Genomic DNA, 16,229 nt, shown 5'->3' on the forward strand with positions numbered 1-16,229 from the left:
TCAACTGAAAAAGTGGAAGAATACAAAGTAAAGTTGTGTTTATGGCTTAAATGCAACACTAAAAAAAGCGAACAACACATTTTGCATTGTTCGCTTTCCTATTTCAAATAAAGCTAATACTCTATGTTCAAGCCAAATCAATACGCCCTCGCAAAAAGCACTCGTTGTTTAGAAGGATTACCTGTCAAAACACAGCGACCTTCCTCCAATTCATTGTCCAAAGGAATACAGCGAATCGTGGCTTTACTCAAATCCTTGATTTGTTGTTCCGTTTCGGGAGTGCCATCCCAATGCGCCAACACAAAACCACCTTTGGTATTCAAGACCTCTCTGAAGTCTTCAAAATTATCGACTTTGGTAATGTGTTCATCACGATAAGCCTTCGCTTTGTTGAAGATATTGGCTTGTATATCGTCCAAAAGATTGCGGAGTTGTTCACCGATATTTTCTAAGGGTAAACTCATTTTCTCCTTCGTATCGCGCCGAGCTACTTCGACCACACCATTGTCCAAATCACGTCCACCAATTGCAATGCGAATCGGAACACCCTTCAATTCGTATTCGGCAAATTTGAAGCCCGAACGTTTGCCATCATCGTCGTCGTATTTCACCGTCACATCGCCACCCACTTCGGCTTTGATTTTTTCGACTACAGCATTCATTTCATCCATGCGGTCTATGGTACCTTTGTTGATGATTGGAATGATAACGATGTGAATAGGAGCAAGTTTTGGAGGTAATATCAGACCATCATCATCTGAATGAGCCATCACCAAAGCCCCCATCATGCGGGTAGAAACACCCCAGGAGGTCGCCCAAACATATTCCAAACCACCTTCTTTCGTCTGAAACTGTACTTCAAAAGCTTTGGCAAAATTCTGTCCCAAAAAGTGAGAAGTACCCATTTGCAGGGCCTTTCCATCTTGCATCAAAGCCTCACAAGTATAAGTTTCATCAGCCCCTGCAAAACGCTCATTTTCAGATTTGAAGCCCTTGATAACAGGCACTGCAATATAGTTTTCCATGAAATTGGCGTATTCATTCAAAATCAACAAAGTTTCGTCAATCGCTTCTTGCTTGGTTGAATGGGCAGTGTGTCCTTCCTGCCAGAAAAATTCTGCTGTCCGCAAAAACAAACGGGTTCTCATTTCCCAACGTACCACATTCGCCCACTGATTGATGAGCAAAGGAAGGTCACGGTAGGATTGAATCCAGTTTTTATAGGTACTCCAAATAATGGTTTCAGAAGTCGGACGCACAATCAACTCTTCCTCCAGTTTGGCATCGGGATCTACAATAACTCCACCGCCATTGGGGTCATTCATCAGGCGATAATGGGTAACAACTGCACATTCTTTGGCAAAACCTTCAACGTGAGCAGCCTCTTTGCTCAAAAAACTTTTGGGGATGAACAAGGGAAATGCCGCATTTTGATGTCCAGTCGCTTTGAAGCGAGCATCCAACACACTTTGCATTTTTTCCCAGATAGCGTATCCATAAGGTTTGATGACCATACAGCCCCGTACTGCCGAATGTTCTGCCAATCCAGCTTTGATAACCAATTCATTGTACCATTGCGAATAGTCTTCGGCTCTACTCGTTATTCCTTTACCTTTAGCCATTGTATTTTTTTTGTTACTTTACTTACTTTTTTCGTCAAAAAATTAAATAATTCAGTAAGATTTTTACCCTTTCGTGTGACAATCATTGAAGAAAGTAATGAGCTTCAATAAACTGAATATCGAAGATTGAAGGATTCAAAATCAAATATTTAGCGTATTTTTAAAAACTTTTTATACTTCAAATTAGTTCCTATAGTAGGGACTTTATTCTTCAAAGGCTGCAAATAGTGGCATAATGCCCCAAAAATGTAATTGCAGTACTGTTCAAAAGCACTTAATTTTACAGCATTGAACACGACAAACAATAGTTTAAAAATAAATATGCCGCCGCTTTTAAACTTTAGAACACATTAATTTTCTTATTTTTGTAAAGTACTTAAATTAAGTTTGAATGTGTTCTTTGTTGGCAAAAATCTCAAAGAATTTTGTCATTTGTTTAAAAAAGAAACGCAAATATAATAAAATAAACGAAGTGGACTGTCAAGCAGTCTAATTTGTAAACAATTAAAGATTTATATTTATGAAATCATTGAATAATAGTTGGTTATATGCGCTCATTATGGCTCTTTTTGTGCCAGTGATGTTGGCGGCGCAAGATGAAATTTACTATTCACCCAACGACTACAACAACAGCCAACCTGATTATTCCAATAGTTCGCAATATGCGGATGATAAGGGAAATACTTATGTCACCAATAACAATTATTATGGCGATGATGAGTATGTGTACTACGATGACCAAGAATACGACCACTACTATACCTCTCGCATCAGAAGATTTCACCGCAATTACCGTGGATTTGGATACTACGACCCGATATATGTAGATCGGTTTTGGTACGACCCATTTCCTGCTTATTGTGGCTACAACACTATTTACAGCCCCTTTTGGAGTCCTTGGTACAATCCAGGATTTTCGGTAAACATCAATTTTGGATGGGGTAGAGGATGGAATAGATGGGACAGATGGGGAGGAAACGGATGGAATAGATGGGGAGGAAACGGATGGAATAGATGGGGAGGAAATGGATGGAACTCATGGGCAGGAAATGGATGGAATAGATGGGGAGGATATGGATGGAACTCATACTGCCCCAGTAATTACATCAACACAGGCTCTACTACAATCATTTATAACTCCAATAATTACGGCAGTGATTTGGGAGGCTCAAGCAGCGGAAGAGGTACTTATAATGGTCCACGTGGAAGCAGGGGCGTAGCAAGTGGCAACAGTTCGGGAACACGAGGTGATAGAACTACGGGTTCTGGAAAAGGTGTAGAGAATACAGGTGGTACACAGGTGAACACAACACCAACTACCAGTACCAATTCACGTCCTTCAAATGTGACTACTACCAACAATGGCAGTATTTCGGATAGAAGGGGAGGTACAACGGTTACGCCACGCAATTCGAGCCCTACCAATACATCTGTAACGCCTGTGGGTAAACCTTCTATCGAAAGAGATACAAGAATTACTACACCTTACAACTCTAACAGCATTTCAACGCCTAATTCAACAACAACTGACAAGGCAACAGATGTAGGACGAGTGACTAAGCCGACTCCAACAACTACTCAGCCTTATAGCACTATTAGAAGCTACGAAACAACAACGCCTTCTAATACAGACTACAATAAGCAAACAACGACTCCTACTCCTTCAAGAAGTTGGAACAGTGAAAGCAAAAATACGGAGCCGACAAGAAGTTACGATACGAGAAGCACAACTCCAGTCCCTTCGAGAAGCTATGACAGTGGAAGTACTAATACTACTCCTACTCCTTCAAAAAGTTATGACAACAGTAGAAAGAGTAATAGAAGAAATTCTGCAACTCCAAGAACGAACAACAGTACTCCCTCTTATTCTCCACCGAGCAATAGTGGTAGTTCTTCAAGACGTTCTACTCGAACCAATGACAGTGCTCCAAGTCGCTCTTATTCTACTCCAAAGAGTAGTACCCCAAGTCGCTCGTACTCTGCTCCAAAAAGTAGTACCCCAAGTCGCTCGTACTCTGCTCCAAAGAGTACGCCCAGTCGTTCTACACCAAGTAGAGGTAGTAGTAGCAGCAAAAGAAACCCAAGATAACAGGACTGTTTTACAGGCTTGTTAATTGAAATACAATAGATAAAATAGAGTTCAAGTAAAGACTGTTGCAGTTGAACTTTGTTTTTGAAACCATAATAGACTTCTTATCACCCTTTCAATAGAGAGGTAAGAAGTCTTTTTTTTAAATAAAAATCAAAAAAACATGAAAACCATTATCTTATATTTCATTGGCTTATTGAGTTTTAGCGTAGCCTTTGGACAATCAACAGCAGATGCCTTGCGATACAGTCAAACCAATTTGGGCGGTACTGCAAGAGGAATTGGCATTGCAGGGGCTTTTGGCTCATTGGGAGGCGATTTTACTTCAATTGGAGTGAATCCCGCAGGTTTGGGAATTTATCAAAGAGGTGAAATGGTGGTAACTCCCACCTTAAGTTTTACAGAAACTGAAAGCACGTATCAAGACAATGTGAGTGTGGACAACTACAATAACTTCAATATAGGAAACTTAGGCGTTGTTTTTTCTAATAACAAATACCGAGAAGGAAGAAACTGGAAAGCGGTCAATTTTGCATTGGGCTACAACCGTACCCAAAATTTTTACAACCGCAGCATCATCGAAAGTTTCAATAGTTCCTCTTCTCTGACCGATGCCTATGCTGAAGATGCTCAAGGGATAGCTGAGGCAGATTTATTGGATCAATTGCCCTTCGGTGGAGGCTTGGCTTATTGGACCTACTTGATTGATCCAGTTGCAGATACTGAGGCAGATGACTATGTAAGTGCATTGCAGAGTTCGGTCAATCAGCGCGAATTGACTACAACCAAAGGTGCAGTGGATGAATTTCTGATGGCAATTGCAGGGAATTACAAAGACAAACTTTATTTGGGGGCTACGATTGGTATTCCGATTGCTCGTTACCAACAAGAGAAAATTTATAGAGAAGAAGACGAAAGCCCTTCAACTGATTTTGAAAGCTTCCAACTTTCGGAATACTTGGAAACAACAGGAGTGGGCATCAATGCCAAATTTGGCGCAATTTACCGTATTGACGATACCTTTAGGGTAGGTGCATCGGTTCATACACCTACTTTGATGTCTTTTGACGAAAATTTTGACAGTGTGCTTTCTTCTGATTTTGTCAGCGATAGTTATAGAGAAGAATCACCCTTTGGCTCGTTTTCTTATGATTTGAAAACCCCATGGAAAGCTATCTTGAGTGCTTCGGCAATAATTGGCAAAAAAGGCTTCATTTCGGCCGATTATGAGTTCATAGATTACCGAAATATGGAATTTACCTATGACAGCAGCAATAGTGATGACCGTTTGTTTTTCAGTAATTTGAACCAAGAAATCAACAGCACTTTTCAATCCACTTCCAATATAAGAGTTGGAGGAGAATTGGCTTTGGATATCTTTCGTATTCGTGCAGGATTTGCCTATTGCGGTACACCCTTTGCGAATGCTGAAAGTGGTACTGCTCGCAAAAATATTACCGCAGGTTTCGGTATCAAAGGAAATGACTTATATGCAGATTTGGGCTATGTTTACAGCTTCTATGATGGTTTTTATCAGCCTTATACTTTGAGCAGCGAAACCGTTCCAACGGCAAGTTTGACCAATACAGCAGCTAATTTAGCTTTGACGGTTGGATTTAGGTTTTAGAAAGGTGAGAGATAATAGGCTTTAGATGTAAGACAAATAGCTTTTGACTTCAAAAAACAAATCCCTTCTCCAGAATAGGAGAAGGGATTTGTTTTAATCAGACTTTGGAAAGAAATAAAATTAGGTTCATCGAAGTCTTTCATAGACTCCACAAAAATTGTCAAAGAACCAAAAATTACTTCAATTCAAAATTGGTTTGTCCAATCCAGTAACCATCGTGGTACAGTTCGGTAGTATATAAACCCTTAGAGAAAGGAGTATTTTGAGTCCAATACATACAATGTTTCTCACGGTCGCCATTGAAGGCAATCACTGTTTTGGTAGAATATTGTGTTTCATCTCCTGATTCTGTATTCTTAAACACCGTAGAACCAGACATTGCCAAAGTCGTTCCACCTGGGCCAATGATCCGAGCTAAAATGTCTTTAGGACCTTGATCTGCAATCGGATTCGGCATCACATCAAAACATACACGAATTTTTTCGGTTTGTTTATCATTATTGGTTTCTACTTCTTTACCATTGTTTCTGACCTTGACACCTGTTGCAGAAACGTTATTTAACATCATAACCGAACCTCTTTTGACTACTTTTTGCAGTAAGTCTTTTTGTTCAGCCAAAATCGTTGTTTTGGTAGCCAATTCTTGTTTTTCTCCCTCAAGTTGTTGGATGGTATCTGTTTTTTTAACTACTTCATCCTTCAATCCTGTATTTTCTTGGTTCAAATAAGCATTTTCAGCTACCAATTGATCTAATTTTACTTTGTAGTCTTTGGAAATAATTCGTAGGGATTCAATCAAGTTTTTAGCTTGACTCAATTCTTGACGTGTTGCATTGCCTTTTCCCAAAAGGTTTTTAATTTCTTGTTTTTGAGCTTCGATTTCAGATTCCATATTGACGAGAGTAGAATCCAACTCTATGTTTTCTTCTTTGTAGTCGTCTAATTCTGCAATCATATTGTCAAATTCTGTCTGCAAATCAGCTTTTTCTACTTCTAAATTTTCAATAGTAGTAGTAGTGCTTGTTTCAAGTTTCTTATTGCTGAAAATTAGATAAGCATTCCCAATCAAAGAAAGCAACAACAAAATCAATAGAATGGGTTGATAATTGGTCTTTTGCTCATTTGAATTAACGGATGTTGTGTCTGCCATTATTTTGTTTTTAAATTAGATAAAAATGGATATGGATTTTTTAGGTATAAATGTTAACTCTGCTAAGGTAAAAATGTTTTATCAAATTATACGAAAAGCTTATGAGAAAACCAATGTAGAAGGGAATATTTGGATAGTTATTGGATTTTGTTTTCTTCAATTTGTGGTTAAGAAAAACTAAGAAATCAAAAATTCAGCGTTCCTCTGAACTAGTGTTTGTGAATAGATGTTGGAGAAATATCAAATAAAACCAAAAAGTGCAGGCAATGGAGAATGAAATATTGACGATTCCGAAACAGCAGACGGTTGAAAAAGAACCAATTTACCTGTCTTTGGACATATTCAGAGAGCAATTTTTTGAAGATGAGGAAGATTTTCTCTATCATTCTAAGTTTAGTTTATCCCTCTTGTTGGACAAATGGCGACAAAAAAGTGTGAGTGGCAAGTCAAGTATTGCAGCGGCTGCTACGGCAATGCTTGAAGAGGTAGAACTGGCATTGAAGGATATGGATGCAGAAAAAAAGATTGCTAATTTACCTGCTTTGAAAGAGGTGATGGAATTGCTTTTTCCTTGTTTTTTCTTTAAAGAACAGATTGGTTTTATTTCAGTACCATTCAGTAGGAATTTTGTTTTCATTAGCGATGCTTTTCAAAGCCGAGTAGAATCCGACGAATGGGAGGTGCAGTTGACAGGGAAAAATATGGACTATACTTCTGCGAGGTTTACTTTGGAGGTTGCAGGGGTTATTCTTAACAAGTTTTATGGGCAAGATTTGGAAATGTGTCAAACAGAGATCATGACTTTGAGGCATAAAGAAAGCAAACTGGAGCGACACTATAAAATCAATAAGGTGACGGATTATGTGCAAGTGAAAGCGGTAAAACCATTGAAGCCCTTGAGTCAATCTCAAATTCAAGAATTGCTCAATAATACGGAAAATACGGATCTTTTTCTGCAATGTCTCCCACCTGAAAATTTTGCTTTTGAAGGTTTTTTTATTGGATATCTGACTGATGTGACCGATGTGGAAACGTTGTCAAAAATGAAGGCACGACTGGCACAGGATGAAGGGTATATTGAAGTGGAAAATCACCATAAGATTTTGAATTTTTTGGAGCAGCAAATTTGTTCGTTTATGAACATTCCAAATTTAGAAATCGGCTGTTTACAAATGATTATGGGAGGTTGGCAGGAGCGCACTTCCTGGAGTATTTTTCGGCATTGTGAAGGAGATTATTCTATGGAGTTGTTTAACCGTTCGAATGAAACATATAGAAAAGTATTTAAAAGTCATGACCCTGTTGTCGTTGGTGATTTGGCAGAATTGTCAAATAGGTCAGAACTTGAGAACCTCTTACTTCAAAGAGGAGTGCGTAGTTTGTTGTTGGTACCCTTGATCAATAATGATGGCAATATCAATGGTGTATTTGAAATGGCATTGAAGGAGCCATATCGTTTTTCGGAATTGACTATCAATGATTTGAAAGAGATTATTGCCCTGTTTGCGGTGGGAATAGAACGTGGTCAACGAGAGATTCAAAAAGAAGCGATTGCTGTTTTACAAGAACAGTTTACTGCCATGCACCCAAGTGTAGCTTGGCGGTTCAACGAGGCAGCTTACAATTATATGTTCCGAAGACGTTTTGAGGGCAATCAAGCTGTGATAGAATCCATTGTTTTTCAGGATATTTACCCACTTTATGGACAGGCTGATATAGTTGGCTCATCTACGTTAAGAAACGATGTAATCTGTGCGGACTTGATAACCAATTTGCAGCAAATCGAAAAAGTATTGAGAGTTTTTAGAGAGAAGTTGTCTTTTCATTTATTGGATATGCGTCTGCTTGAGGTTAAAACACATTTGGAAAGACTTCAATTAGGTTTTTTTGTCTCAAGTGATGAATCTCAAATTGTAGAGCTGTTGAAGCGAGAAATTCACCCACTTTTGAAGCATTTGGTAGCCAATCATCCCCAATTACCAACCAATTTACTCCAAGAATATTTTAGCTTGCTTGATCCAGAATTGGAGATTGTGTATTGTCGCAGAAGAGAATACGAAGAAAGTGTGCGGATATTGAATCGAAAGACAAGTGCTTTTTTGGAGGAAGCGGATCAAAAAATGCAAAAGGTGCTGCCCCACTTTTTTGAGAAATACAAAACGGATGGCGTAGAATACAATATTTATTTGGGACAATCTATCCTACAAAAAGGGGAATTTAACCATTTTTACCTAAAGGATTTTCGGCTTTGGCAATTGATTAATATGTGTGAAATCACCCGATTGGTTGCCAAAACTGCTCCAACTTTGCCGATTCCGCTTCAAACTGCACAGTTGATTTTTGTTTACAACAATTCACTCAGTATTCGCTTTCGGATGGACGAGAAGAAGTTTGATGTGGATGGTTCTTACAATGTACGCTACGAAATTCTGAAAAAACGCATTGACAAGGCAGTGATCAAAGGAACTGGTGAACGATTGACCCAAAGTGGTAAAATTGCTATTGTGTGGCTGCAAGAAAAAGACCGTCAGGAGTACATAGAATATCTGACTCACCTCTATATGACGGGATATATTGAGGAGGAAATCGAAGATTTGGAATTAGAGAAATTGCAGGGAGCAGATGGTTTGAGGGCTTTGCGGGTGACAGTGAAAGAAGAATACCTAAAATAATCCATGCAATTCCGCCGAAACCCGATTGATGACTTCTCCTAAATCTTCTCTCTTGTCTGCAAAGTTCAAATCATCTACATTGATAACCAATAGGTTGCCGTCTTTGTAGTGTTCAATCCAATTGTTGTAGTAATTGTTGAGGCGATTGAGATAATCCAAACGAATTTTATCCTCATAATCCCGCCCTCTGCGACTAATTTGTTTGACCAAAGTAGGCGTTGAAGCCTTTAAATAAATCAACAAATCAGGTGGCTCAAATAGTGAGGCAATTGTTTTGAAGAGGTTGACATAATTTTCAAAATCTCGCTTCGACATCAAATTCATTTCATACAAGTTGGGCGCAAAAATATGGGCATCCTCATAAATCGTGCGATCTTGGATAACTACTCTATCTCCTTCTTGAATTTCAATTATTTGATTGAAGCGACTGTTGAGGAAATATACCTGCAAATTGAAAGACCATCGGGGCATATTTTCGTAAAAATCTTCCAAATAGGGATTTTTTTCGACATCTTCATAATAGACATGCCAACCAAAATGTTTGCCTAATAATCTTGCTAAAGTGGTTTTACCAGCTCCGATATTTCCTGCAATTGCTATGTGCTTGATTCTTTTGTTTCCGTCTTTCACCTTTCTTTATTTTTTGATTTGAGACGGCACAAAGATAAAAAATGCCATTAGATTTTGACCACAGATTAGAAGTATTACACAGATAACACTGATTTTTACTTAATTTTGTGAAAAACACTTTCTTTGTAGAAACAATTTTTTCTAATAGTATGGACATCAACAACGAATTAATAGACAAACTAGCGACTCTTGCCAAACTGAACTTTGACGATACGGCAAAACAGAAGATTAAAGAAGACTTGGAAAAGGCATTGACTTTTTTTGAGAAAATCAGTGAATTGGATACCGAAAATGTCGAGCCACTGATTTACATGAATGAGGAGGTAAATGTGTTTCGTAAGGATGAAGCAAAGCAATTGATTAGCAGAGAAGAAGGATTGAAAAATGCCCCCTTGCAGGATGGCGAATATATTAAAGTGCCAAAGGTGATTGAGAAGGCTTCTTGTTGAGAATGTTTTCTGTAATGTGTTTTATTCCCACAAAATTCTGCTAACTTGAAGCCACAAAAGTTTCCCTCTTCCTAAAATATTCTTTTTTTATGGCTGATTTCCAAAAAGGCGACAAAAAAATCATCAATGCTTGGGCGATGTACGACTGGGCAAATTCGGTGTATTCACTGGTGATTACCGTTGCTGTATTTCCGATTTACTACAATGCGATTACAACAACAAAGGACGATGCTGGCAATATTACCTCCGATTTGGTGTCCTTTTTTGGAATGGAGTTTATCAACACGGAGTTGCTGTCTTATGTGATTTCCGCCTCCTTTTTTGTGATGGTGATATTGTCACCAATTTTGTCTGCAATGGCGGATTACACAGGACGGCAAAAGTTTTTTATGCGGATGTTTTGCTACATCGGTTCGTTTGCGTGTATGGGCCTGTTCTTTTTTACCCTCAATACTTTTGAAGTAGGGATGATTGCTTTTGGCTTGGCATCTATCGGTTTTACAGGCAGTATTGTTTTTTACAATTCCTATTTACCAGTTATTGCAGAACCCGAAGACCACGATCGCATTAGTGCAAAGGGCTTTGCATTGGGCTATGCAGGGAGTGTTATTTTACTGGTATTCAATTTGATGATGATTCAAAAACCCGAATGGTTTGGTATCACCGATCCAGCATTACCTGCCCGAATTTCATTTTTGTCGGTAGGGATTTGGTGGTTCGTTTTTGCCCATATTCCCTTTCATTATTTGCCGAGCAATGTGTTTAAGAAAGAAGCAAAGGGAAATATTTTGCTCAGAGGATACGAAGAATTGGGTAAGGTATTCCGCCAATTGAAGGGGCTGCCGAGGCTACGAAACTTCATTTTTGCTTTCTTTTTTTACAGTATGGGTGTTCAGACGGTGATTTATTTGGCTTCGTCTTATGGCACTAAGGAGTTGGGCATTGAAACAGGTTTTTTGATTTTATCAATTTTGGCGATTCAGTTGGTAGCGATTGCAGGAGCTTACTCTTTCTCTCGTTCTTCCGCTAAAATAGGAAATATTCCGAGTCTGATGGTGGCGTGTACAATTTGGGGTTTGATTTGTATTGTGGGTTATTTTGTGGCGAGTAAATGGCAATTTTTGGGAATGGCGGCTGCGGTCGGTTTTGTGATGGGTGGTATTCAGGCACTTTCTCGCTCGACTTATGCCAAAATGCTTCCCAAAACAGAGGATACCGCTACGTTTTTTAGCTTCTACGATATCACCGAAAAATTGGCTACTTCAAGTGGTACACTCGTTTTTGGGTATTTGATTTACTTGACAGGCAGTATGCGAGCTTCAATTGTGCCTTTGGTGGTTTTCTTCATCATTGGGTTATTCTTTTTGAGTTTGGTGAGGCGGATTGTAGCGAAGGAAGTGATTAGGGGAATGTAAAAACGAATACAAGAGTCCAACTTACTGGATTTAAAAATTGAACATAGAGGCAAACAAAAAGGTGTGCTTGTGTTTTGCTTACTAAGCACACCCTGTATTTCTACTCAATGTAAATATATTCGGTCATTACCTCGCAATCAAAACCTTCTTCACCAAAGTTTGAGTGTGGGTTGTGACCTTCAAAAAGTAAATGCCTTCTGGTAAATTCTGTCCATCAAATGTGTGTTGATTTCCCGTTTCTCCATCTTGTATTAAATCTGCAACCAGCTTTCCACTAAAATCATACAAACCCATTGCTGCGATATCTTTGGTAGGGCCTTCAATGAATACATCAAACTGTCCTTTGTTTGGATTGGGGTAAACCCTTATTTGTGTTTCTACATTTTTGGCCAAAGCAGCCAGATTTTGGTACGTTTCCATCAAGTCGGTGTCCGTAGCATATATCGGATGTCCACAATTGCTGCGTTGTTTCTCATAGGCAATACTGTTTAACTTTCCTTCCTGTGCTGCAATGTCGGCAGATAGAATGCAATGCCATTTTTCGATGTAAGCAGCAAAACGGGTAGGCATATCTGCGGGTATCTTCACCAACAAGTCAAGTGCTGCTCCATGTTTGTTTTTCAAATGATAGACCAAAGCTTTTTCGACTGTGTATTTTGCGATTGCTTTATCATCAGAAGATTGACGAGCTTGTTTGAGTTGTTGGTCTAAGCCTATCAACAACGCATCGTAATCTGTTGGCTGATTGTCAAGAACTGCCTTTCCAAACTGCTCCAAACCGCCTCGAATGTTTGTGATGTAATTGATAGAAGGGGTTTGTTGAAGATTTGCCGATTTTGCACCACATTGTGGATCAATCTGCCAATTTTTAGTAATAGGAGATATGTCGGTCAGCGTAATCGCCACACTGCTAGTAAAATCTTCTAATTTATAATTATCTCCATATTGTGGAGATCCAGGCGTAAACCAAGCATTGCTATTTGCGGATAAGGCATTGTTGGTTCCTGAGGCATCTACAAAACCGTTTAATGCAAAAACATTATTTTCAAAACTATTTAAACCCTCATCTATTTGAATATCACTTAGCAAAATACCAGGAGTTACTTCAATGCTGATGAGATTGTCACGTAAATATACATTTCCTTGATTGTTGAGTGAACTCATATCAACACCCCCCATATTGTTTAGTAAAATACCTATTGAATGGAAATTTATTTTTCCACAATGGGCGTGTATCATAGATGCTCCTACATTGTGAATACCAACAATGCTGTTGGTTATCGTGCAGTCATTTAGAGATAAAGGGCTGCTTATGCTGCCATCATAAAAAATATTGGTACTGTTATTGTTTGTTACGATGGAAGAATTCAGATAACTTGGAAGTGTCATTCCTTCGGCTTCCCAACCAATGCTGTTGTGGTGAAGGTTCATTGCTGTCAAATTGGCTCCTCGGCTGAGTGTTTTGAGTCCAATATTGCAGTGATGGATTTCAATGTCATTCATGACCGCAGAAGCTCCATCTGCATGGCTTCCTACATAGAACAAACCCACATTGCCGCCCGACACATTCATGTCATTGAAGGTAGAGCCATTTTTTCCGCTCAAAAAGAAAGCATTGTACTGTCCTCCACCCAATGATTCAACCTGTAGGTCTTTGAGTGTTGTCAAACAATTGGTGGTTTGTATGTGTACGTTTGTTCCCAACAATACTTTTCCATGTTGCCATGAGAAGGTAAGTGTAGGGTCTGTCCACGGTGGTGAAAAATAGCTGTTATCGGCTATTTCTATGATTTTGTCCGTTTTTCCAGTGCCTTGAAAGCCAAAGCCTGAATTGGAGTTCATGACGATATTGGGGTGCGACCAACCTGCTGGACCATTCGGCAAATCGAAACGGACAAATCCATTGCCTGTAAAGGTGAAAATAGCTTGTGGAAGAAGCGTTAGATTTCCTCGGATGTCCAAAACAGAATTGTCGCCTTCTAAGACGATATTGGCATTGGGGGAAATCTCCAAATTGCCTCCTCTTTCGATGATGACCTTAGAACCTTCTCGTATGATCAAGTTGCTGTTCGCTCCAAGTGTCAAGGTACTGCCTGCATTGACCCGTACTTCGGCAGTCGTAGCGATGCCATTGTCTCCCAAAGTCACAAAACCATCGTTGCCAACAATCATATTCATGCCTCCACATAAATCTACTTCAATGTGGGCTTCGGGTTGTGGAAAAAGGTAAAAGGAACTGATAAAAGCTTGTGGGGTATAAAGGGGGGCGATATCTACCAACACATTGTCCAATTCGGCATTTGCATTGAAAGTTAAACTTCCATTGTTTTCTATCAGCAAGTCGTCGCTCAACCAAGTTGAAGCATTGGTGGAGTAGCCAACATTAAAACTGGCAAAATTAGTGGCTGTGGAAAGGCGATTGATGTCCAAAGTGAATTCCTCACAATGTATGTTAAACAAGCCAAAACAATGTTGATGTTCAAAGCCAATTCCATCAGAAGAGAATGCAGTAGCTGGTAGAGATGTTAGGTCAGTAATCCTATTATTATCAAAGGTCCGTTTGATTTCTCGCCGTTCATGACAGCTTTTTCCATGTATCAAAGCACGATAGTAATCATCTACATCGTGTAGTTTTCCAGTCAATCCTGCATGGTCAATAATGGGTTGACAAATTTCTTGAAAACTCAACTCTAACTCATCTAATTCTGAACCCCAGCTACCTGTTGCATCGTCATTATGAGTTTTTGCAGTTACACTTGGAATGCCATAATCCACCATAGTAGGACCATCGAATAAATCATTGATAGCACAAGCAAAATAGTGCTCAGACAAGTAGCCTTGATCCACATTACCCAGTGGATAAAATGGATTTACTTCAAATACATGTACCCCTGGAGTACCATTGCTAAAAGTAAATGCATCTCGATCGTATTCTTCATCAACAGAATAAAAGACCATATCCAGTATTACTGCAAGGGCATTTGCCCATCCTTCTGTCCAAGTAATACGTGGATTGGATTCTTCAACCATACTATGATTGGCAAAAGAACCTGTGATGGGGTCAATCCAATTTTCATTTTGCAATTGCCACATCACGTAGTGTCCAAACTCATGGTAAGTTACATCTTCTTCTCCTGACCCATCGGAGCTTAAATAAATAGCAGGTTTCCCGTCCAGATTTAATGCACTGGGAAGCCCAAAGGGAGTCCAATCTAAAAAACCCAGATTATTAGGAAAGAAAAAGGAACTACCAAAGGCATCTGGCCATATAGTAAAAGAACCTGGAATATCTTCCGCTAAGGATTCATTGACATAATCCATTGCCAACTTGCAATAGGAAACAGACTTGTGTGCATGGTTCATCCCTATGTTATAGTCTGCATCTGCAATCGTTCCTTGTTCCCCATCTAAATAGGGAAAGTCTCCCAATACGATGACACTTCTTCGGGTAAAAAAAGGCAGCTCTTGCCAACCTCCTCCCGTAATCCAACTTTTCGCCTTGATATCGTAGGTTGGGTTGTGGGCTTTGATGACCATGAATAGCTCAATATTCATACCTTCTGTGATTTTAGTTTGACATCGGTTAAAAGACATATCAAAAGACCCATCGTCATTTGTCATTGTAAAATCAAAGAGTTGGTCATCAATAACTCCCGGGATGTCTCCATTCTCACTTGAACCAAATATATCAAAGTCGTCCTCGTATAATTTGACTTCCAAACCCGCCAAAGCCACATTAGCAAAAGCTGCAGGGTCGTCTCTTTTAGTTGTGTTGTCTCCCAAAAGAGTACCTGTCATATTGTACCGAAACCGCCTTCTAAGAAACGTACAACCATCGCTTTTTTGATTGGATTTATTTCCTTCATCGTCTTCTTCATAGTTGAGTCGTCTAAAAGGAATCGCATAAGCCAATCCCTCAATCAACTCATAGTTCCAGTCTTCTTCCCAAACATGTAGGCTATCAAGATGTAGGGGAAGATTGGAGGTAGGGATGCTATCTCTTGGAATATACCTCCTCTCTGGTATCACCCCATAAGGTTCTATCCAAACCCGTCTCTGCCCATAAAAATCCGCAGGATTCCAAATTTCTATGGTATTGTAGGGAGTAAAATAGATGTAAGCATAGAGGTTTAATATCTTCTCTTCTCCATTCAGCAAATTGTTATAGGGGATATTGATTTGTACTGCTTGTGGATAATAGGGTAAATCAACGCTATTATAGCTAATCGGAATGGTTTCAGATATTCTGTCCTCTTTGTGGTAAGTTCCTACTAGATTGGGAAGTTGTATGTTTTGTAAAATGGGGACTCCAGCATCTATAGGCAATTGAATATCTATGGGTTCTGTAATGTTCATACTGTCCGTAATGACATCTATGTCAAAATGGAGCTGAAATATTCCGTCCAAAACACCTATTTCTTCGGATAGTATAAGTCCCTGTACAGGCTGAATACTGCGCTGACAAAAAGATTGTCCTGCTATCTGTAGAGAATCTACTTGTGCTTTGAGCGAATAAGATGTGAATAAAAGGCATAGCAAGCCCATTAACCTTAAAAAAGAGTTCATAGTTATAAA

General features: G+C 39.2%; 9 protein-coding genes. 5 read left to right on the top strand and 4 right to left on the bottom strand.

The annotated features are described in order from the left end of the window. Window positions 1-137 precede the first annotated feature (137 nt). Complete coding sequence (gene proS, locus R3E32_01000; protein MEZ4883281.1) at window positions 138-1,622, bottom strand: proline--tRNA ligase; 1,485 nt, start codon at window positions 1,620-1,622, stop codon at window positions 138-140. Between the two features lie 520 nt (window positions 1,623-2,142). Here proS and R3E32_01005 point away from each other — a divergent pair. Next, on the top strand, window positions 2,143-3,711 hold the full coding sequence (locus R3E32_01005) for a hypothetical protein (GenBank protein MEZ4883282.1): 1,569 nt from the start codon (window positions 2,143-2,145) through the stop codon (window positions 3,709-3,711). A 163-nt stretch (window positions 3,712-3,874) separates the two neighbouring features. Further along, window positions 3,875-5,338: a hypothetical protein gene (locus R3E32_01010; protein MEZ4883283.1), complete on the top strand. Its 1,464-nt coding sequence runs from the start codon at window positions 3,875-3,877 to the stop codon at window positions 5,336-5,338. A gap of 175 nt (window positions 5,339-5,513) precedes the next feature. On the opposite strand, the gene R3E32_01015 is transcribed toward R3E32_01010, so the two are convergent. Then, the gene (locus R3E32_01015) at window positions 5,514-6,488 is read right to left on the bottom strand and encodes a hypothetical protein (protein MEZ4883284.1); all 975 of its coding nucleotides are present in this window, start codon (window positions 6,486-6,488) and stop codon (window positions 5,514-5,516) included. A gap of 266 nt (window positions 6,489-6,754) precedes the next feature. Between R3E32_01015 and R3E32_01020 the strand changes: the two genes are divergently transcribed. After that, window positions 6,755-9,160 (top strand): GAF domain-containing protein, encoded by a 2,406-nt coding sequence (locus R3E32_01020; protein ID MEZ4883285.1) that lies wholly within the window; start codon window positions 6,755-6,757, stop codon window positions 9,158-9,160. Here the strand turns inward: R3E32_01020 and R3E32_01025 are convergent. Continuing rightward, window positions 9,152-9,790: a deoxynucleoside kinase gene (locus tag R3E32_01025; protein ID MEZ4883286.1), complete on the bottom strand. Its 639-nt coding sequence runs from the start codon at window positions 9,788-9,790 to the stop codon at window positions 9,152-9,154. The genes R3E32_01020 and R3E32_01025 overlap by 9 nt on opposite strands. Window positions 9,791-9,939: 149 nt before the next feature. On the opposite strand from R3E32_01025, the gene gatC reads away from it, so the two are divergent. Together gatC and R3E32_01035 are read left to right on the top strand one after the other, a co-directional pair. Continuing rightward, complete coding sequence (gatC, locus tag R3E32_01030) at window positions 9,940-10,239, top strand: Asp-tRNA(Asn)/Glu-tRNA(Gln) amidotransferase subunit GatC (GenBank protein ID MEZ4883287.1); 300 nt, start codon at window positions 9,940-9,942, stop codon at window positions 10,237-10,239. Between the two features lie 89 nt (window positions 10,240-10,328). Next, window positions 10,329-11,654 (top strand): MFS transporter, encoded by a 1,326-nt coding sequence (locus R3E32_01035; protein ID MEZ4883288.1) that lies wholly within the window; start codon window positions 10,329-10,331, stop codon window positions 11,652-11,654. A 126-nt stretch (window positions 11,655-11,780) separates the two neighbouring features. Here the strand turns inward: R3E32_01035 and R3E32_01040 are convergent, their stop codons facing one another. Beyond that, window positions 11,781-16,220 (bottom strand): T9SS type A sorting domain-containing protein, encoded by a 4,440-nt coding sequence (locus tag R3E32_01040; GenBank protein MEZ4883289.1) that lies wholly within the window; start codon window positions 16,218-16,220, stop codon window positions 11,781-11,783. Between the last annotated feature and the right edge of the window lie 9 nt (window positions 16,221-16,229).

The organism is Chitinophagales bacterium (genome assembly GCA_041392475.1).
GTDB lineage: Bacteria > Bacteroidota > Bacteroidia > Chitinophagales > UBA2359 > JAUHXA01.

What these genes read in the sequence shown, in the direction of transcription:
- proS (MEZ4883281.1), bottom strand. Translation starts at nt 1,622, where the DNA reads ATGGCTAAAGGTAAAGGAATAACGAGTAGAGCCGAAGACTATTCGCAA.
- R3E32_01035 (MEZ4883288.1), top strand. Translation starts at nt 10,329, where the DNA reads ATGGCTGATTTCCAAAAAGGCGACAAAAAAATCATCAATGCTTGGGCG.
- R3E32_01010 (MEZ4883283.1), top strand. Translation starts at nt 3,875, where the DNA reads ATGAAAACCATTATCTTATATTTCATTGGCTTATTGAGTTTTAGCGTA.
- R3E32_01015 (MEZ4883284.1), bottom strand. Translation starts at nt 6,488, where the DNA reads ATGGCAGACACAACATCCGTTAATTCAAATGAGCAAAAGACCAATTAT.
- R3E32_01020 (MEZ4883285.1), top strand. Translation starts at nt 6,755, where the DNA reads ATGGAGAATGAAATATTGACGATTCCGAAACAGCAGACGGTTGAAAAA.
- R3E32_01005 (MEZ4883282.1), top strand. Translation starts at nt 2,143, where the DNA reads ATGAAATCATTGAATAATAGTTGGTTATATGCGCTCATTATGGCTCTT.
- gatC (MEZ4883287.1), top strand. Translation starts at nt 9,940, where the DNA reads ATGGACATCAACAACGAATTAATAGACAAACTAGCGACTCTTGCCAAA.
- R3E32_01040 (MEZ4883289.1), bottom strand. Translation starts at nt 16,220, where the DNA reads ATGAACTCTTTTTTAAGGTTAATGGGCTTGCTATGCCTTTTATTCACA.